The sequence below is a fragment of the Natronomonas amylolytica genome (assembly GCF_037031205.1).
GTDB classification, from domain to species: Archaea; Halobacteriota; Halobacteria; order Halobacteriales; family Haloarculaceae; genus Natronomonas; species Natronomonas amylolytica.
In genome coordinates this window covers 148,837-167,581 of the sequence record NZ_JAYEZM010000005.1, presented here as the reverse complement: position 1 = coordinate 167,581, position 18,745 = coordinate 148,837, and the positions used below count along the sequence as shown (strand labels likewise).

Here is an 18,745-nt window from a genome sequence, read left to right as displayed (position 1 = left end):
GGGCGATTCGCTGTATGCTGACCGACGTTGCACGGACGTATTCCGAGGTGTTCGCCCCCGAGTTCTTCGTCCTCATCTGTAGTCTGCTGGTCATCAGTTACGAATGGCGAGCCGACTCAGCGCGTTCCTTCACAGGACTGGGTGGTCGTGTGGGTGTTCTCGGTTTGGGATGGGTCGTCGCATTCGCCATCTATCAAGGCGTGCCACGGATACTGGGAGACCTTCCGGAGTGGGGAATGGATTTCACGGGGAGTGCCGGCTTGGGTGTCGGCATCCTCCTGATATGGTTCGTCTGGCGGCGCCGAGACTGGGGCGACCTCGTTCCGGCGTTCTCGCTGCTTCTCGTGGCTGTCACCGTTCCGCATCTCCTGATTACGCCGGTCTGGGACGTCTCGAGTCACGTCATCTACGCGGTGGTGCCGGCGGGCTACCTGTTGGTAGTGGACACGCGTTTCACGCCGGTAGCGTTCATCGCGGTCGGGATGGTGGTCGCCCGGCCACTCGCCGGCGCTCACACGTGGCTGCAGTCGATTGTCGGGCTGCTCCTTTCGGTGGTTGTTCTGGTCGGCCTCGTTCGATTCAGGTCGCTGCCGGAAAGGGAGTAAGCGGCGGACGATACTAGGTTGCATCGGCATCGGTCATCAGCAGCACCGAGTACGGAGGCGCAAAACCATTAGGCGACTGGGCCCGAGCGTCCGGTAGCGATGATTCGAGACGAGTCGGAACTCCTGGCACTCGTCTCGCGACTCCGGCGGGCCCAACAGGCGGGGAAGGGATTCTTCACGACCCATTCGCTCCCGGAGTACACGGCCGTCGACGAGTTGGACCTCACCGCTACAGAGGCCGCCCGATTCCTGACGCTGTCGCTCGTCCCATTTCACGCCCATCCATCCGGGCAGCCGAAACCGCAGGTCGGGCGGGCGGGATTCTGGCGCGTCTGTACGAACCTCTGGCAACAGCACCAGTGGGTGTACGATCCCCACCGACTGGTCACTAGCGAGGGTGAAGGCGAACTCGAGCGGTTCTTCGACCGGCTCTCTATCATGGACCCCTACGACGCACACTGGTGGTTCAGGTCCGCCGTCACACTGTACGAGCGGTTCGATGGGGGCCCGGAGGGACTCTTGCGCCAGGCCGACCATGTCGCACCGCATGCGGCGCGACTGGTCCGTCGCGCCGTGTTGCCGGGGATCGCAGACGCCGTCAGCACGCCGTTGTGGATACGGCTGATGCACGATCGCGTGGCGTCGCTGGCGGGGATGCGCTGGGTCTCGCTGCCGGTCGACCACACGCTGTTCGCGGTGACGACAGCCCTCGGCGACCTCACTGTCGACATCGAGAATCACGATGACCGCGAGACGATCCAGACGTTCTGGGACGTGTTCTGCGAGAAGCACAAACTCGTCCCAAGTCGTGTCGAGAAGCCACTCCGAATCGTCGGTCTCTACTGGCACCGCGGCGGCCGAGACTACGTCGAATCAGTGCTCGAAGAGTGTCGGTAGGATGGGCAATTCACGATATCATCCCCGTCCCACGTCAGAGAGTACGAGCGAGCGACGGGGACACTGAACAGTTTCTGCGCCGCAGTACCGACGTGATGAAGATCCTGATTGACGCCAGTTAGAACATCGAAGAGGGGTGCTTGAGAACGTTTCTGATTGCTTCGACAAAGCTCGTCGCGTCTTCGTTTTGTCGTGCTTCATTTTTTTGCTGCCTCACAGCAGCCCTCCAGATCTCGCTTTCGCATCGCTTCGGCGCCACAGGCCCGGCATCGGTAGTACTCCTCGCCGGTCCATGCGCCGTAGGCGTCGAATTCGGGGATAGGACCGCGAATTCGACTGGTAGCGTTCCCATCTTCTACCTGAGACTCAGCGGTTACACCGCCGTCAGAGGCGACTCGCTTCGGAATCCGACCATCAGGTGTCGGGACCCGTTTCGCGCGAATCTCCATCTCGACGCGGCGTCGATGCTTGCAGCCATTCTCCGGGTCGTTTTCCCGGTGATCTGCGCAGGTGCAGGTGTCCTCGATGACGTCGACGGTGTAGGTGTTCCCGGACTCGGCATAGACGGTGTACTGACCGCCAGCCCGTTCGAGTGTGACCTGCATCGATTCCGTGTACGCACGTCGCGTTCGTGGCTCGAGATCGTCGATACTGTTCGGTTGTGGGCTAAAGGCATCTCGTCGGTCCATGATCGAGCGAGAGCGCTATCTCACGCGCCCTCGCCCGTCAGGGCGCAAAATACACTCTGCGTCCTAACGGTTCATGGCAGGTACGTCATCGAGTGAGAAATGCTATCTGGTCCGCTGAGTGTTGATAACAGGTCCGGGGGTATACCCGAGACGTTGGGAATCAGCTGTCCGAATGAGTACGCCTACGAATCAGTCGTCATCACTGCGGTATGCATCTCCGCCGCGTTTTCGAATTCGCAAGACGTACAGGATCTGTTCGGTGCGGTCAACACGACATCCGAGTCGAAACGGACCGATACGAAGTTTTTCGTGGGGTGCCCCCTGCAACGGTTCGAGATGTTCGGGTGGGTCTCGCCATTCGTCAGTCACGATTTCGTCGAGTTTGGCGGCGATACGGTCACGTGCGTGATCGTCGAGGCCATCGAAATCCCGTCGTGACGTGTCGGTAAGTTCCCAGTCCCACTCACTCATCACTGCTACGCACTGTCTCGTCGAGACCGTATTCGGCCTTTACGTCGTCGCTATTGTGGGTGCGACCCTCGCGAATTTCAGCTTCGCTGGCGAGCATCGCCTTCAGATCTGCGCGGTTAAATTCAGGATGTTTGAGCGCATCGCGGAGGACGGCTCGGATGAACTCGCTTCGACTGTTGAAGCCGTATTCTTCCCACGTCGCGTCAACATCCTCCAAAAACGTCTCTGTCATCCGGATGTTCACCGTCGTTTTCTCGGGAGGTGATTCTGCTTCTGCCATAGGCTGTGTTGAATTTGTGTGTGAATAAGCATTACGACGAATAAGTCCTCTCTATCATCGACCGAATTGGGAGTGGCATAGTTCCAACGCGACGTGAGTGAGTCAACCGATTAAGGAGATCGGCAGTATTAGGTCGTGGCTGCGCGCGCAGTGAACGGAGTGAGCGAGCACGGAGCGGAGGGTGGGGCGGTGGCTGGCGGGTGGTGGCCGAACACGACCAACGCACCGTCGAAGGGACACATCGGCCCCTCGACCGACTTACCGAAGCTCCAGCAGCCGCCGTCCAGAGGAAATCACCTGGCCAGCAACCGGAACCTCGTTCTCTCGGGGATCCAACCCCGAGGCGAAGACGACGTCGTGGCCGCTCGCAGCATAGCCCGCCACGAGCCCACGAAGGCGGCTCCGAGCGGTCTCCGGGGCTAGGTCCCCCGCATCAACCAGTCCGCCGAGCATCGCTTTCGCCGCCTCGATGCTGGTACAGACTGTCCCATCCCCGACCGCCTCACCATCGACGTGTGAGACGCCGATGATGGCGCCATTGCCGAACGCATCGCTTTCGTAGACCGTCTCGCTCCATTCGGAGAGGCCGAACCAGATGGCCCGATACGGTCTCACCTCAAACCGGTCGGAGACCCTGACGACTGCCCCGAACCGGCTGAAATCGAGCCTGTCGACCATCCTCTGGAGCGACACCCCCTCCTCGAGCGGTGTTTCCTCCACGAGCGCCGGCTCGTAGTCGCCATCGCCATGTCCGTAGGGCGTCTCCGAACTGATACGTGCCGCCAACTGCAGGTTCCGTCCAATGTACGTCGACCGATGCGCAGCGTAGCTTCCGTCCGATGCTTCGTACAACACGAGTGCGTGCCGTTGATTCATTCTCATTGGCTCTCGCAGGCCAGTACAGGCCGGCCCGCACCCGTCAGGGCCAACAAAAACCGCCGCGTTCAGTTCATTACGTCCTCAAGATCCCGATACCGCTCTCGTACCGTCACGGTCGCGACGTCGGCTGCATCCGCGAGTTCCTGCTGGTTCAGGAATTCGCCGGTCGCTTGGGCGGCGAGATACAGCGCTCCCGCCGCAGAACCAAGGGGATTTCGTCCATTGGCGATTTGTGCTTGGTCTGCTCTCTCGAGGAGGGCTCGGGCCCGCCGTTGGGTTTCCTGCGAGGCGCCCACGTCCGAGGCGATTTGAGCGACGTACTGCGAGGGCTGGGCTGGCGGCACCGGCAGGTCCAGCTCCCGATTCATGACTGTATACCCGGTTTTGATGCGCGCTTCGGCGACCTTCGAGACGCGGGCGATCACTTCGAAGGACCGCGGATGTTCGTTGAGACGACAGACTGCGTAGAGACAGCCTGACGCGATTGCCTCGATGGAGCGACCCACGAGGAGTCCCGTCTCTTGGGCGCGACGGAAGAGTTGACACGCCTGATCGCGGACGCTCGTCGAGAGGCCGAGAGCAGCCGTCATCCGCCTGATCTCGGTGAAGCCGGTGATCCGGTTCTGATCGGCTTTCGAGCCGACTTTCGCCCGCTTGTGCTCGCGTCGCAGCCGGTTCAGGTGCCGGCGTTTCTTACTGTCGATCTTCCGGCCTTTCCAGTCGCGCTTCCGACCGATTTCGGTTCCAATGCCTCTGTCGTGACGGGCAACGGTGTTCGGCGCACCCACGCGGCGCCCGCTCCGGTCGTTCTCGAACTCGCGCCATTCCGGCCCGCGATCGACCTGCTGGTCGTCGACGACGAGGCCACACCCGTCGCAGACCGTCTCGTGGGTGTTCGATGTTACTCGGCCACCGCACTCCGGCAGGTGTTGTGTTCGTTCTGCTGTACGTCCTCGTCGAACGTCTGCTCGTAGATGTTTCTCGAAGCCATCTCACGTCACGAGGCACGCTACTGTGCGCCCCTCGCCCGTTCAGGGGCCAAAAAACCGAACCGTAGACGTATCCACTCTGACTACGGCTGAACGGAGAAGATGAGTCGGTCTACGTTATCGTCGACAGACTGCTCTTCGAGCCGTCCAAACCAGTCGCAAATCTCTCTATGTACTGGCGTACACAGGAAGGTATTGTGCTCACTCGGTGGCGAGCTCGTCGTAGATCTCCTCGTGTTCGTCGAGGTCTTGCCGTCCAAGGAACCGGATGAGATACTGCCGCGCCTCTTCAGGGGACATCTCATCGGGAATCTCGGGCTGGTCACTTCCGGCGGCCATACTCATTCCTCACTATGGGATTCGTGGTCATAATCGTTCGGTTCGTGGGATTCGTCGTCGACCATGTCGTGTTCCTTGGGTACCTGATCTGTACCTTCAATACGGGACAACCAGAGGTTGATAGTCGCCTCGTATTCTGGTGCGAGCGGTTCTGTGTGCGCTCGCAGATACTCAATTACGTCGTCCTCATCAACACTGCTCTCATCCGTCGCGAGCGCCTTCAGGATCTCTTTGATTGTCCGATTGTAATCGAATCGGAGACCGTTCAGCGCGTAGAAAATTCGGGTCGACATAAGCGCGGTTCGCTTGTTGCCATCGACGAATGGATGATTTGCCGCAATGAGCCGAAGCAGCTGGAATGCCTTCTCGTGGAGTGACTCGGGCACGTGACCGAAATGTCCGTCCTGGATGTGTTCAACGGTGTATTCGATATCGCCTGGCGAAGAGACGCCAGCGGTTGTCTCCGCGTTTGACTCCACGATTAACTCATGAATGTCGTGAATATCGTCCGCCGGTGACATCCTCCCCGCCGTGAACGGCGGGGCTTCCCGTACCGGAGGTGGGATATTTGCCGGTCTACGACACGGCCTGTTCTCTCGTGTGAAACGTCCCGCTCTCGCGGTCGAACAAGTGTGTCGATGGCTGTGCCACACAGCCGTTACTCCTATCCTCGCCGTGAGGACTCGGAGTTATCTTCTGACGCATATTCTCCGCTCCGTTGCAATCCGCGTTGGCTACCAACTCGCATGACGAGCAGACGTACAGTCCACGCTCGACACGGTTCGACTTCGTATCGTCACCACATCGTGAACACGTTTTCGAGGTTTCCCACTCGTTCTCCTTCAGCACCTCGACGCCACGAATCTCGCCTTTGTATTCGAGGTACTGGTAGATACGGTCGAACGCCCACGAGTGCAGCTTCTTGTTACCGGTCTTCCCCCAATCCGACTCACGCACGTCTTCAGGCCAACTCACCGCGAGCGTCCCAACACTGCGCTCGACACACTCCGTGATGATGGCGTCTGTCAGCGTGTGGTAGAAGTGTGTCTCGCGCTCTGTGAGTTTCCGACGTGCCCACATCGACTTTTCGGACGGCCCGTTCTCACCCTCGGTGTCGTACTCTGATCGGGTGAAGTAGTGCTTGTCTTCTTTGAGTGAGCTGCCGGGGTAGAGAACGTATTCGTCGGGGAAGGCGACCGTGGCGATGTTCTTGATGCCGAGATCGATTCCTGCCACACCATCGCCTGTTGAGCCGTTGGTTTCACATTCAACTTTGCAGACGAAGTGCAGCTCCCACTCGTCACCGTTCCAGACCGCACGAACGTTCTGTACCCGATTGACTTCTGAGCGGTCAACGTCTGGGCTGGTCTGGTACTCACAGAGCAGGAAGTCCGAACGGTGATCTTTCAGGTTCTTCCCCTTCGAGAGGCGAACGCGGTTGTTCTCTGGGTCGTGTTTGAACCCGTCTTCTTTGAACGTGACCGTACTCTGGGGGCGAGCGTCGCCGTGTTTGCGGTAGCCGGGCGGATTCGCCTCGTCGTCCTTGTGTCGCAAGTCGAACCACGACTGGAAAGCGTCGGAAAGTTCTTCGATGACTTGCTGACTGGATTGTGCGTTCAAATCTTTCCAGCACTCCCGGTTCTTCATGTACGCTTTGAGCGTTCCCTCGTCTGGGATTTCGCCTGTTTCGTCCCAGATGCGGTCGGCTGTCCAGCGGGCGACGTTCCAGATTTTGGAGGCGGAGTCTCCGAGCGAATCGAGGCCATCGTAAACCTGCCGCTGGTTCTGGATGGAACCAACGTAGGTGCGCGTGACCTCAATCGCCATACATAGCTTATGTCGATTAACTTACTTAACGGTGCGGGTGTGCGTTGAATATCCGGCCTGCCAGCGACAGTAGGGAGTTGTCGGATTCACTCCCGCCTTAAAGGGCGGGATTCTCTCCTCGTAGGAAGATAGCCAACATCCCCACCGGAGGAATCCCACCCCTTCAGGGGTGGGAGGATGTCAAGAAACAACTGTCCTAATCGCTCGAGTTGCAGACACACTGAGCAGGTGTTCCCCCGCAAAACCAGCGAAGAGATATATGCCTCCAAACCTCTCCCCAAAGATCCTGAGTAGTTGTAACAGCGCAATCAGCCAGACTGTTATTTTGATTTAGTACCAAAAATGCCAATAGTGGTGAATGTATTCGTAGGGATACCACTAATGGAGCGAGATGACTTCGACGAGGCAGCGCCCGGTGAGATCGTTCCCACGACGACATCGAAAGGGACGTATTCGGCGTTTCGACCTGACCCGCTTCCGCCCTCAATCAATACTGGACAGCTCATTACGCCGCTAGCGGAGGCAACACAGGCACTCGGTCGGCTCCATGGCATTGGTCCACGTGTCGGTTCGAGAGAAATCCTTATCGAGCCGTTCATCCGAAAAGAAGCGCTGGAATCCTCCCAAATCGAGGGGACACATGCTACTCTCTCGGATATCTACGCCTATGAGGCTGGACAGGAGGCTCTCATCGACGAAGACAGACAGCAGGGCACCCAAGAAGTCGTGAACTATCTGCACGCGCTGACGCACGGATTGGATGCAATCACAGCTGGCGATCCAATCACCGTCGAATTGCTATGCGAGATGCACGACCGGTTGCTTTCGGGTGTCCGTGGAGATGAGGCTGACCCAGGGGAACTCCGTTCGACTCAGAACTTCATCGGCAGTACGCCATACATCCAAGACGCCAGATACGTCCCGCCACCACCGAACGAGATTCTTGACCTTCTCGAAGACTTGCTCGAGTATGCGAACCAAGAGACGAATCTGCATCCACTTCTTCGAATCGGGCTAATCCACTACCAGTTCGAGACGATTCACCCGTTTCTCGATGGGAATGGACGACTTGGGCGACTATTGATCAGTCTCCTCCTGCAACGTGACGGTCTCCTGCCTGAGCCGTATCTCTACCTGAGTTCGTATTTCAACGCACGACGTTCAGCGTACGTCGATCATCTCTTGGCAGTCAGTCAGCACGGTGACTGGGAAGAGTGGCTCCTGTTTTTCCTGCGTGGCGTGCAGTCGCAAGCAGATGAGGCCCACCAGCGGGCCAACCTGCTAGTCGACCTCCGGGAAGACTATCAACAGCGCTATCAGAGCGAGCGATCTGAGAATATCCTTGAACTGGTGATGCGGCTCTTCGAAGATCCGTACCTGGACGTGAACACAGCAGCGGACTGGTTGGATGTCGAATACAGCACGGCTAACCGACTGATCGGACAGCTCGAAGATGACGGAATACTCGAAGAACTCACCGGGAAAGACCGGAATCGGTTCTACCGGGCGAGCGAAGTCTTCCAGATCATCAACAAGCCGATCGATCAGCTCTGAACGACTGAGCAGAGAGGGCTTGAGGCATACGCATTCAGATGTCCGGCCTCAACTACCAAGAACGTCCTGTCGTTCATCGAGCACGCCGAGAATCCGAAGCAAGTTATCGACGAGATCGAGGCGTTCGCTCCCGTCTAGTACTGGTTTTCTCTTTTATTGAACGCGAGTCGTGTAGTTCGGTTGCACGCGGTCGTGCCACGACTGAGACGGAGGTTCGATTCGTTCCTCGCGCACTCGGACCTTAGCTCGTCAACCGCCTCGGGGTCAAGCCCCGAGGCTTGTCAGTGGACTCCCGTTCTAACCGAGTAACTCGGCAGGCGTGTAATCGCCGTTCACGTTCAACGTCCCTGACTTGAGGGCTAGTTGACTGGTAGCCCATCCACCGCGAGACGTCTGCCCGCGATGGATATATCCGCAGTATCGGTTGGCGATGTTCTTCGCTGCGTTGTAATCCGCGTTCACCTCATACCCACAGTCCTGACAATTGAACTCCTTGTCGTCACGATTGTCCACGTGGGTAAACCCACAGTGCGAACACCGTTGACTCGTGTACGCAGGATTCACTGTATCCACGAACAACTCTGTAGATTCGACTTTGTACTCAACGAGTTCCACGAACTTCGCGTAGACCCACTGCTGGAACTTCGACCCATTAGCGATGTTCTCGCGAATGTGGTCAAGGTTCTCGAAAATAATGCCGTCAGCGTCAGCAGACTGGGCTTCCGCAATGAGGTGGTTCGCTCTGTTGTGCAACCAGTCCAACGACCAATCACTAAACCGGCTCCCGATGGATTGAATCGTGAGGTGAGCCGACCGTGTACCCGTCTGTTGGAGTCGGGCGCGGCGTCGCTCGTACTGGTCGCGCTTGTGGGTGAGGTAGTCCGCACTGCCAATGAACTCCCCCGTGGAGGTGACGGCGAACGCGCCAGTCACGTTCAGGTCCACGCCGAGAACCACTCCGTTCTCGGCTCCCTCATCATTGTGACTGGCTTCTTGGCGTTCCGTTCCGTCAACCGTGTAGTCAGGGTTCTTCAGCGTGACGTGTAGGTAGAACGTGTCGTCCTGCTCGTCATACTGAAGCGTGGCACTCGACGCATCCCACGCCTCGCTCTCGTAGTACCTGCCGAACGGCGTGTCTTCTCGCTCGTCTTCGGGCGGGAAGGGCGTGGAGAGTGTGGCGTGGTCGGCGTTGAATGTTGCGGAGCGTTTGTCGTGACGCTCCACGAGTCGAACTCTGGTTGACTCGTCTTTTCACCCTGTTTCAGTTTCTCGACGCCACCTGTGACGGCTTCGATGGCGCGACGGATGCCTTTCTGGACGAGGTTGGCGGTGAGGTCGGTTTCCTCTCGCAACTCGTCGTACAGGGCGTTTTCTGCTTTCGACTTGCTGGTGACGCAGTAGTCGTCGTAGCGCCACGCCCACTCGCTGGTGCGGTTGGCGCAGTGCAGGAATTGCTTCTTGGTTTGATGGAGGTCGCCACGACGCTCTTCGGGTACGTCGAGTTTGATGGGTACGGTGCGTCGTGGCGCGTCGTCCATCTGTAATTCACATTTTCGGTTGTTACCTAATAAAAGCTTACAGGTGAGGTGGGGGAGTTGGCCTTGCCATCGAGCGCGGTGTGTTTCATCGAGTGTCGGCTTCCTCCATGGGGTCAAGCCCCGTGGCATCCCCCTCGTACCGCCTGTGAAAGAACGACTCATCGGTGTTCCCGGTCTTGAGTCGATCAGACGCATCTACTGAGCGGTTCCGGATATCCTATCCCTTCGTGTCGAGCCACAAATTTACAGTTAACATAATTTTAAATACATTATATCCATATTTGATTGACATGGCTGCTGGAGGGCCTGACGATTCCAGTACACATGCTGAACCGACGACGGTCGTCGGCCGGAATCCGGATGACCTGACGCAGAGAGTCACTCTGCCAGATGGCGCGCTCGATGCTGGCTGTTACGTCGAGGGGGCTGAAACACATACGCAGACGGGGCTGTTGCAGTCCTGGTGCGTCCAGTGGGCAGAGGCGGGTCACGGCTTCTGTTATGTGCATCCGCGAGGGCCGGAGCCGTTCGACCTCCTGCGGCGGCTTCCGGAACACCGCCTCGACGACGTCGTCTGGGTCGATATCGACCGCCGCAAGAACGTCCGGCGGTATGGCCTGCCCCCACTCACCCGTGTCGCCATCGACCAGTTCGACGTTCCGTCCTCGGACGGCTATCGAATCGACCCGGTGACCCTTCGGGTGAACGCGTATCTCGACGCGTATGCGGCAGATTCGAAGTTCGACTGGGTGACGGCGTCGGTCCTGCAGGCGGTGCTCCCAACGCTGTGCAGCAAGGACGTACAAGTGACGGAGGTCACGAGGGCGCTGCGGAAAGCCGAACTGGACGGGGCGCTGGAACCCATCGAACGCTGCTTGACGGGATCAGCGGAACCACGGTCTGTCTTCCGCACAGCTCGTGCCCGGGATCCGACGGCATTCGTTCGGGCTGCGAGCATGTTGGGTATGCCACGCGATCCGTATCCGGAAAACCCGCTCATGCTGGAGACGACGTACGACCCGGCGAACGCCATCCGGAACGACGACATCCTGCTCGTGACAGGGGCGATTCCACCAGCGGAAGGCCAACTTGACGGCGCCCCCCGACCGATCGGCACGCGACTCCTGATTGCGGCGATATGTGCGCGGCTCTGGGAGGGCGCCAAGACGGCGGCTGCCGACACGGGGCTGTTTCCCCTCGTACTCGAGGGGCTCGGCGACATCGCGACAGGCGAGGGCGACCTCTATCGGCAGCTTCTCGCAAAGCGGGCGGACGAACCACTGGCGCCCGTTTATAGCGGCCCGACGACGACGGCGCTTCCGGATCCGCTCCGGTATGCGATCGGTGACCACGTCGGGACACGGCTCGTCGTCGCCGGGCAACCGGATGCCGCGTCACACCCCGGCCAGCCGGATGAATCAGGTCACGAGATCAGTGACGCGCTGCCGACGCCGTCGCTCGATGCCGTCGAACGGTATCTGCAACAGGAGGCGACCGGGGCGGTCGGCGAGGGAACCCTCTGTTGGCTCCAAACCGACGCGGCCGGCCGGCTCGTTGGAATCGACGATCTGGACCAGTCGATGCGGCCGGTGCGTCCGCCGTCGATGCCCGAGACCCGACACAATCCGACGGTCGCTGCAGAGGCGATCACGGCGAGCGTTCGGCGCCACGGCGCTGAACCGACGTACATGGATGCGGAGATGAAACAGCGAGCACGCGAGCGATACCGCGAACGATGACGATCCTATCGGTACACTATCGAGAGATACTGCTGGAGGTCGTCACTTCTCGAGCAACGAGCGGGCCCGTTGCACGTAGCTGTTCGCGCCCCAACTGCGAGCGTCGCTGATTTCGTCGAGGAAGGTTCGAGCGTCGGCTGCCGACAGGCGCTCGGTTCGAACGAGAATCGAGAGTAATGTCGGCGTCGTAACGAGCCGGGTATCAGCGAGCGAGGCGTGAATCAGACCGAGTTGGTTGAATTCGTCACAGAGCAGCAATGCCGCATCGAGTTCGTTTGCGAGTGTTACTGCCGCGTTCTCGCCATCATCGAGCGGAAACTCGGCATCGAGGTCGACTGACCGTCTATCGAGCGCAGCGGTTTGTTCGAGGATAGCAGTTGCAGCACGACCGTGCGCGTCGTCATATGAGGCCACCTCCCGAAGCTCTGCCATGACGGCCGCTGGCACGACGACCTCGTATCGAGCCAGACACAGCGAGAGCGGGTCGGGATCCACCTCAGCGACAACGCCGAGACTCACGAGCGCGGAGGCGTCTGCGACAAGTTCCGACATCTATGCGTCGACAACCTCGTCGATGAAGTCCTCATCCAGTTGCTGTTTCAACACCCGGAGATTCGCCGCCTCCTCGGCACCGACGAGCGCTTTGAGCTGTTCGAACGAAATCTCGTCGTCGTAGTAGGCGGCCGCGATCTCCTGAGTCAGCGCGTCATCGTGGGTGGCTTCCTGCAGATACTCCCGTAGCGCAGTCACGAGGATATCCGTTCGGTCCTCCCCAAGGACGTCCGCGAGGGCATCGGTCCGATCGATGAGTCGGTGCGGCGCCCGAAACTGGACGCGCTTCTTCTCGCTACTCATTATGTGTACATTGTGAGCCAATTTACTTAGCCCTTGGCGTGTGTACGACGTCAGCTATCGACTGTGGTTTGCGTAGTTGATTATCGGATTCATCCCCGCCCAAAGGTCGGGAATTTCTTCTTGATGCTCCGTAAGTGCAGTACCACGATTCTCCGACAAAGCCTTTGTATGCACTGCATACATTGTATACAGTATGGGAACGATCTCGACACGCGTCCCCGATGAGTTGGAGGCCGAACTCGACGCATATCTCGAGGAGGAGAACCTCGACCGGAGTACGGCCGTTCGGAAACTCCTCTCCGAGGGTCTGGAGGAGTGGCGGCGCGAACAGGCGCTCGACCAACTCGCGGCTGGAAGCATCTCGTTCAGTAAAGCCGCCGAGCTGGCAGGGATGTCGGTCTGGGACTTCGCGCAACTCGCCAAGGAGCGTGATATCACGTGGGTGGCGGACGACCATCTCGACGCGGATCTCGAGGCGCTATGAATGTGGGTCTTTGACGCCACGCCGCTCATCTATCTCGCGAAGGTCGACCGACTCGCGCTCGTCCAGCACCTCGAGGCGCCATGTGTGATTCCCGAGCGCGTCTACGACGAAGTCGTCGCCACCGGCATCGAAGAAGGGTATCCGGACGCACGTCGCATCGAGCGGAGCGTCGAAGCCGACGTGTTCGATATAGTGACGGTAGGGACGGGGCCGCTGCTGTCACGGCTCCAAGACAATAGCAATCTCAGCGACGCCGATGTCGCTGTCCTCGCCTACGCCGACGCACAGGACGGTGTGGCTGTCATGGACGAGACCTACGGTCGTGACGTTGCCGCCGCCGAGGGCATCACAACCCGGGGAACGGCGTTTCTCGTTCTGAAATTCGCGAAAGAGGGGGAGATCGGAGTCGACGACGCCCGGACTGTCATCGATGCGATGATCGACGCGGGGTGGTATTGTGCGCCCGATGTCTATACGAAAATCGTACAGAAACTCGAAACGCTTTCCGATTGACATCCTCCCCGTCCTGAAGTGAGGAGGGTTTCTCCTCGACGTTCCGAACAGTAGCTCGTTCGTCCGAGAACCCCACACGCATCGATGCGTTCACTTGCGTTGTGTTCGACGGCCATAAGAATCGTTTCTAATGATTTCGCACGTAAGCCCCTCGGGAACCGGCTATCACGTGCTCGTGGCCGGTTCGCTTCCGGCCAGCCGCAATCGCAAGGGCGAATTAGAACTCTACGAGTCGGCGCGATTCTTCACCGTGACCGCCGACCCCGTCGACGGAACGCCTGCGGAAATCAAGGACGCACTCGCGACGGTGTACGACGAGTATCTCGCCCCCAATGAGCCTGAGAATGCAGGGGCTGATGGCGGACCCCAAACCGAGCGTGGAACTCGGTCCCTCGACGATGAAGCCCTCCTCCAGAAGGCCAAGAACGCCGCGAACGGCGAGAAGTTCGAAGCCCTCTATCGTGGCACCACCAGCGGGTACGAGAGCCAGTCGGAAGCCGATATGGCGTTGTGCTCGCTGCTGGCGTTCTGGACCGGCGGCGATGCCCGGCAGATGGATCGACTCTTCCGTCAGTCGGGCCTCATGCGGGAGAAATGGGACGAACAGCACTTCGCAGACGGGAGTACCTACGGCGAGAAAACCATCGAGCGGGCGATTGCAAGCACGAGCGACTTCTACGAACCATCTAGCAACTCAGCCGAAACGTCGACGTCACCGGAGCAACCGACATCCGAGTCGGCAAATCGTGCTCCCCGTGAACGGGAACGACTCGACCGAATCGAAGAGCTGGAACAGCGACTTAGTGAGGTGCTCGAAGAGAAGGCCGAGTTGGAGGCCGAACTGGAGAAGGAACGCACTCGGCGGAAAGCCCTAGAAGCGGAATTGGAAGAGGAACGCGAATCGGATGGGTCGATCTTCAGTTGGCAGTAACACTCCACAATCAGGTCTCGTGTCCCAAATCGGGTTCTTAGTCCTTCTCGCGCTCAAAATAGCTACTTCTGATTGACGGGTAGACGGGAATATGCGAGGCACGAAACCGGCGATACCGCGCTCACGATCGGGACACAACTACCCACGCTGAATTCGGTTCTCGAGGATAACGCTCTCGACAAGGTATCTCGTCCCCGTCTGGATCACTACGAGAATCATGAAGATCCTCGACGATTCCTTGGCTGTCGCTAAACTGATTATCCAGTATCGAGCGAGCTACAAGATGTTTCATAATCAGTCTCAGGTGGTCTATCGCTCGAAAATTGACATCTGACTTTCAGAGCAAGCGTTCATATCTGGGTGCCTGTCCGCAAGATCCAATCCGTGGTTAATTCGATACGGAAGCTAGTCGGCCAAAGCATAGACAGTTATTACCCTTAATAGAGAGTCTCTCATAGTGTTTTAGCTACGTATCCTGTCTCTATTGAGTTGCTGGCTATGGGTTCGAGATCCGTTTGAGCGAGCGATCTATCCCTCCATAATCGGTTGCAGTCATGCGATTTTGATTGGAGCCGCTGTCGCAGCGCTTCATCGCGAGATTCATAATCCATCCATTTCGTTGTATATCCTGTTTACAGAGTCGTACGCAGGCGATTCGGATTTCATCAGTGATACCGAGATTCGTCTTCCTAACTCGGGGTCACACCCGGGAATACCCCAAGCTTTCGGACGATACGGCCGATTATGAAGATTTGGCGACGTCGAGATTCTTCCTTTCTGCGAGGAGAAAACCCCGCCGGGGACGGCAGGGGGTCACGGAGTGCGCGTTTCGAATGCGGGGAGTCGAACGGTTTCAGTCACTCAGTCCGTCCCACGCCTCGTCCGAAGCGACATCCCACGCTTCACTCAACTCCTCCGCACTCTTGGAAGCCTCGCGGTATGCAGCGGCCAGTTCGTCTTCGTCAGGACAATCGGAGTCCACCTCTACGACAGCGACGGTCACGCGCTTGTTCGCGTACTCCGTACCGAGGTACACTCGACCCCGATCGTCCGTCTCCCTCGTTTGCAAGTCCTCTGCTTCAACTTTCGTCATGCTACCCACTGTTGCCCATATGGAATTAAACACTGGCCACTAGTACCCACAACTTCTCCGCTGACTGCCTATACCGGCAAAGACTGAAGGCCACTGCAATGGTAGTATACACTATGTCGAAGCAGATGAACACCGTCGTCTCAGGTGACGAGTCGGAGATTCACGACGAGCCCCACATTCGGGACCGGCGAATCACCGTGAGCCACATTCACGCGCTGGTCGAAGAGCGCGGCCTCGACGCGCAGACGGTTGCGGACCGCTTCGACCTCACCGTCTCGGACGTCTACCATGCACTGGCGTACTATCACGACCATCCCGAAGAGATGCGGGCGGTCGAAGAACACCGCCGAGAGCTTCACGAGGCCGCAGAAGACGACCCGGACATCATCACCGGCCCCGAGGACCTGCCACAATCGTAGTCATGGAGGTGTCGTTTCTGCTTGACGAGAACATCGCAGCTCCGCTGGCCGACAAACTCGGCAAAGCAGGCCACGACGTAGAGCGTGTCGTTGACGTGAGTGAGTTGGGCGAAGGGGTCGACGACACCACAATTCGCCTGTACGCCGTCCAAGAGGGCCGTCTAATCGTCACCAGCGACGACGACTTCGTCCAGATGCCTGTCGACTCACATCGTGGCGTGTTCTACGTCCATGACCAGTCGCTTTCCCCCCGTGAACTCTACCATATCATCCAGCACGTTATCGAAGCGTTCCCCGATCGAGAGGCGATGGATACAGTGACGTACATTACTGCCGACTGGCTTTGAGTTACCTACCGCTTTAGTGGTGGGATTCAGCGTGAAGTCCCGTGCTGGTCTCAGTAAGCTCCCTAATCCTACTCCCTCGGCGCTGACACGCTTCGGTCCTTGAGGGCGGGGCTTTGATGTGAGCTCCCGGCAATCAGTCGCCAGCAATAGCGGTGTGTCGGCCACGCGTTCCTTTACTCGCAGGGGTTGGTCTATTGTCCGCCTCCTTCGCAGTCCCCGATGAGTTCAATAGTGTCGGGGAATCCTCTAACTGCCATCGAAACCCCCATCGACAGCGCAAGACACCCCGCTGTGTCGAGTGTTCTCAGATTTCGCTTCTGCGAGTCACACTCGTGTATATCAACACAGTATATATGCAGACGTCTCGGCGGATACAGCCGAACTGTCGTGGGTGTACGCGGGTGTACGCTCGTTCAAGTATCCGAAGCGTGGGGAAGGTGGGGGTCTGTTCTGACCGTGTTTCGAAAAAAGCAGACAAAAGAGGAGACACGACCTTCATTCACGGCAACTCAGGACTGAACGCGTCTCCGACCGCGCCACTCGAGCGTTGCGGTACCGGTGGCTCGGTACCTACTCGCTGCCGGCGTTGTTGAGCGCGCTGTTCAACTCGAAGAGTTCGCGAACGACGTCGCTGTCCGCGACTCGGTACCGGCGGGGCGACGTGTTCGGCACCTCCTCAATGAGTTCAACCTCGGTCAGCAGCTCGGTGTAGTTGCCGACGGTCTGGCGCGTCAGTTACCCACGACTGAAGTCGTGGGCTTGTCAGTGGACTCCCCTTCTGCCGTCGAAGTGACGGAGGCGTGGAAATCGCCGTTCAGGTTCAGCGTCCCTGACGTTAGCGCACACTGACAGGGTACGCCTCCACTCGAAGACTTCTGCCCCGGGTGGAGTTTCTTGAGAAGTTTACGAGCGATGTTCTTGCTCGCGTTGTAATCCGCGTTCAGTTCGTACTCACACTTCTGACACACGAACTGATGCTTCGACCGCCGATTGTTCTCATGGGTAAAACCACACTTGGAACACCGCTGACTCGTGTATGCAGGACTCACCTGCTCGACCTCGATACCGAACATCTCGGCTTTGTATTCCACATACTGGAACAAGCGTCGGAACGCCCATGCGTGGAACCGCTTTGCACCAGCCATCCGCTTGCGAATATCTGTCAGATTCTCGAACGCGATATGCGTACAGTCGTGGTTGTGGGCTTCTTCGAGAATCTGGTTCGAGGCGCGGTGCAGTTCGTCTTGCATCCAGCGGTGTTCGCGGTCTTTCATCGACTGAATCGACAAGTGTGCTGACCGCGTTCCCGTCTGTTGCATCGCCTCACGAGTCTTCTCGAACTCGCGGCGTCGATGGTTCATCTCGTCTGCGTTCCCGATGAACGCGCCTGTGGAAGTCACGGCGAGCGAGCTGTCCACGTTCAGGTCAACGCCAAGGACTGTTCTGTGCTTGGCCTCAGAAGAAATCGTGGACTGCTCTTGTTCGTCTGTAGTTCGGCGCATTCGTGCGTGGAGATAAAACGACTCTGTGGGGCGGTCGTACTGCAACGTGGACATGCGGAACTCGTAGTCATCGTTCAACAGGTACTCTCCAATCGGTGTTCCTTCGGTGTCGTCTGGAAGCACGTAGTCACACTCGACGCGACCGTTCACTGTAGACAGGGAAACGTGGTCGCGGTGGAACGTCGCACTTCGCTTGTCGTAGACGACGCTCCACGCGTCGAAGTGCGGTTGACTGGTGTTGTCGCCTTTCTTGAGTCGGGCGACCCCGCTTTTGGTGGCCTCGATAGCGCGCCGAATCCCTTTCTGGACGAGGTTCGCGGTCAACTCCGTTTCGCTACGAAGTTGGTCGTAGAGGGCTTTCTCGGCTTTCTGTTTTGAGGTCACGCAGTAGTCGTTCGGGTGTCTCCACGCCCACTCTGCGGTGGTGTTCGCACAGTAGATGAACTGGTTTTTCGTCTGATGGAGGTCGTCACACCGCTCTGTGGGTACGTCGAGTTTGACCTTGACGGTGCGAATCACGTCCCCCATCCGTGATTCACATATTGAATTATGTTTTTATAAGAGTTCGGCTTGACGTGGGGGAGTCGGACTGCTATCGCTCGTGGTTTGTTTCGAGCCTTGTCGGATTCCTCCCACGGCTAAAGCCGTGGGCTTCCTCCTTGCATCTCTGTGATCGAGGAAAATAATACCTCCGAATAGCCTATTTCAAAATAGGCTAATATGGCTCTGTTGAAATCCTACTCTTCAGACACATTCTCTTCTGAAACAGCCGGTCGATGAGAGCTGCGTATTGG

21 protein-coding genes and 1 pseudogene are annotated in these 18,745 nt (G+C 58.3%); 9 read left to right on the top strand and 13 right to left on the bottom strand.

Annotated elements, in window-relative coordinates; all coding sequences use genetic code 11:
- The first annotated feature begins 14 nt into the window (after positions 1–14).
- The gene (locus U5914_RS08795; RefSeq protein WP_336135379.1) at positions 15–605 is read left to right on the top strand and encodes a hypothetical protein; all 591 of its coding nucleotides are present in this window, start codon (positions 15–17) and stop codon (positions 603–605) included.
- A 99-nt stretch (positions 606–704) separates the two neighbouring features.
- Positions 705–1,502, top strand: a complete 798-nt coding sequence (locus U5914_RS08790; protein ID WP_336135378.1) for a hypothetical protein — start codon at positions 705–707, stop codon at positions 1,500–1,502.
- 197 nt (positions 1,503–1,699) lie between these two features.
- Here the strand turns inward: U5914_RS08790 and U5914_RS08785 are convergent, their stop codons facing one another.
- The 8 genes from U5914_RS08785 to U5914_RS08750 all read right to left on the bottom strand — a co-directional run bounded on the left by U5914_RS08785 (position 1,700) and on the right by U5914_RS08750 (position 6,976).
- Positions 1,700–2,107, bottom strand: a complete 408-nt coding sequence (locus U5914_RS08785) for a DUF8118 domain-containing protein (protein WP_336135377.1) — start codon at positions 2,105–2,107, stop codon at positions 1,700–1,702.
- Positions 2,108–2,380: 273 nt separating this feature from the next.
- Complete coding sequence (locus U5914_RS08780) at positions 2,381–2,662, bottom strand: type II toxin-antitoxin system RelE family toxin (protein WP_336135376.1); 282 nt, start codon at positions 2,660–2,662, stop codon at positions 2,381–2,383.
- The gene (locus tag U5914_RS08775) at positions 2,655–2,942 is read right to left on the bottom strand and encodes a ribbon-helix-helix domain-containing protein (RefSeq protein ID WP_336135375.1); all 288 of its coding nucleotides are present in this window, start codon (positions 2,940–2,942) and stop codon (positions 2,655–2,657) included. The genes U5914_RS08780 and U5914_RS08775 overlap by 8 nt, the downstream gene beginning before the upstream one ends.
- Positions 2,943–3,200: 258 nt before the next feature.
- Complete coding sequence (locus U5914_RS08770) at positions 3,201–3,818, bottom strand: DUF6735 family protein (protein ID WP_336135374.1); 618 nt, start codon at positions 3,816–3,818, stop codon at positions 3,201–3,203.
- 68 nt (positions 3,819–3,886) lie between these two features.
- Complete coding sequence (locus tag U5914_RS08765; protein ID WP_336135591.1) at positions 3,887–4,747, bottom strand: transcription initiation factor IIB; 861 nt, start codon at positions 4,745–4,747, stop codon at positions 3,887–3,889.
- A 264-nt stretch (positions 4,748–5,011) separates the two neighbouring features.
- Positions 5,012–5,149 carry a hypothetical protein gene (locus tag U5914_RS08760; protein WP_336135373.1) on the bottom strand — a complete coding sequence of 46 codons (138 nt, stop codon included), beginning with the start codon at positions 5,147–5,149 and terminating at the stop codon, positions 5,012–5,014.
- Between the two features lie 2 nt (positions 5,150–5,151).
- Positions 5,152–5,670 carry a type II toxin-antitoxin system death-on-curing family toxin gene (locus tag U5914_RS08755; RefSeq protein ID WP_336135372.1) on the bottom strand — a complete coding sequence of 173 codons (519 nt, stop codon included), beginning with the start codon at positions 5,668–5,670 and terminating at the stop codon, positions 5,152–5,154.
- Between the two features lie 55 nt (positions 5,671–5,725).
- Positions 5,726–6,976, bottom strand: coding sequence for an RNA-guided endonuclease InsQ/TnpB family protein (locus U5914_RS08750; protein WP_336135371.1), 1,251 nt, complete (start codon positions 6,974–6,976; stop codon positions 5,726–5,728).
- A gap of 381 nt (positions 6,977–7,357) precedes the next feature.
- Between U5914_RS08750 and U5914_RS08745 the strand changes: the two genes are divergently transcribed.
- Positions 7,358–8,530: a Fic family protein gene (locus U5914_RS08745; RefSeq protein ID WP_336135370.1), complete on the top strand. Its 1,173-nt coding sequence runs from the start codon at positions 7,358–7,360 to the stop codon at positions 8,528–8,530.
- 297 nt (positions 8,531–8,827) lie between these two features.
- On the opposite strand, the pseudogene U5914_RS08740 reads toward U5914_RS08745, so the two are convergent.
- Positions 8,828–10,068 (bottom strand): annotated as a pseudogene (locus U5914_RS08740) (RNA-guided endonuclease InsQ/TnpB family protein).
- Positions 10,069–10,358: 290 nt separating this feature from the next.
- Between U5914_RS08740 and U5914_RS08735 the strand changes: the two are divergent.
- Positions 10,359–11,807: a hypothetical protein gene (locus U5914_RS08735; RefSeq protein ID WP_336135369.1), complete on the top strand. Its 1,449-nt coding sequence runs from the start codon at positions 10,359–10,361 to the stop codon at positions 11,805–11,807.
- 42 nt (positions 11,808–11,849) lie between these two features.
- Here U5914_RS08735 and U5914_RS08730 read toward each other — a convergent pair whose 3' ends face one another.
- Positions 11,850–12,359, bottom strand: a complete 510-nt coding sequence (locus tag U5914_RS08730) for a PIN domain-containing protein (protein ID WP_336135368.1) — start codon at positions 12,357–12,359, stop codon at positions 11,850–11,852.
- Positions 12,360–12,662, bottom strand: coding sequence for a hypothetical protein (locus U5914_RS08725; RefSeq protein ID WP_336135367.1), 303 nt, complete (start codon positions 12,660–12,662; stop codon positions 12,360–12,362). It abuts the gene before it with no gap.
- Between the two features lie 193 nt (positions 12,663–12,855).
- Here U5914_RS08725 and U5914_RS08720 point away from each other — a divergent pair, with 193 nt between their 5' ends.
- The 3 genes from U5914_RS08720 (at position 12,856) to U5914_RS08710 (ending at position 14,590) form a co-directional block, all read left to right on the top strand.
- Entirely contained in the window at positions 12,856–13,146 is a 291-nt protein-coding gene (locus U5914_RS08720; protein WP_336135366.1) for a UPF0175 family protein, read from the top strand.
- Positions 13,147–13,659: a DUF3368 domain-containing protein gene (locus U5914_RS08715; protein ID WP_336135365.1), complete on the top strand. Its 513-nt coding sequence runs from the start codon at positions 13,147–13,149 to the stop codon at positions 13,657–13,659.
- 130 nt (positions 13,660–13,789) lie between these two features.
- The gene (locus tag U5914_RS08710; RefSeq protein WP_336135364.1) at positions 13,790–14,590 is read left to right on the top strand and encodes a phage NrS-1 polymerase family protein; all 801 of its coding nucleotides are present in this window, start codon (positions 13,790–13,792) and stop codon (positions 14,588–14,590) included.
- An 853-nt stretch (positions 14,591–15,443) separates the two neighbouring features.
- On the opposite strand, the gene U5914_RS08705 is transcribed toward U5914_RS08710, so the two are convergent.
- Positions 15,444–15,683, bottom strand: coding sequence for a hypothetical protein (locus U5914_RS08705; RefSeq protein WP_336135363.1), 240 nt, complete (start codon positions 15,681–15,683; stop codon positions 15,444–15,446).
- 113 nt (positions 15,684–15,796) lie between these two features.
- Here U5914_RS08705 and U5914_RS08700 point away from each other — a divergent pair, with 113 nt between their 5' ends.
- Together U5914_RS08700 and U5914_RS08695 are read left to right on the top strand one after the other, a co-directional pair.
- Positions 15,797–16,102, top strand: a complete 306-nt coding sequence (locus U5914_RS08700) for a DUF433 domain-containing protein (protein WP_336135362.1) — start codon at positions 15,797–15,799, stop codon at positions 16,100–16,102.
- 2 nt (positions 16,103–16,104) lie between these two features.
- The gene (locus U5914_RS08695) at positions 16,105–16,449 is read left to right on the top strand and encodes a DUF5615 family PIN-like protein (RefSeq protein ID WP_336135361.1); all 345 of its coding nucleotides are present in this window, start codon (positions 16,105–16,107) and stop codon (positions 16,447–16,449) included.
- 731 nt (positions 16,450–17,180) lie between these two features.
- Here U5914_RS08695 and U5914_RS08690 read toward each other — a convergent pair.
- Positions 17,181–18,479, bottom strand: coding sequence for an RNA-guided endonuclease InsQ/TnpB family protein (locus tag U5914_RS08690; protein ID WP_336135360.1), 1,299 nt, complete (start codon positions 18,477–18,479; stop codon positions 17,181–17,183).
- Positions 18,480–18,745 lie beyond the last annotated feature (266 nt).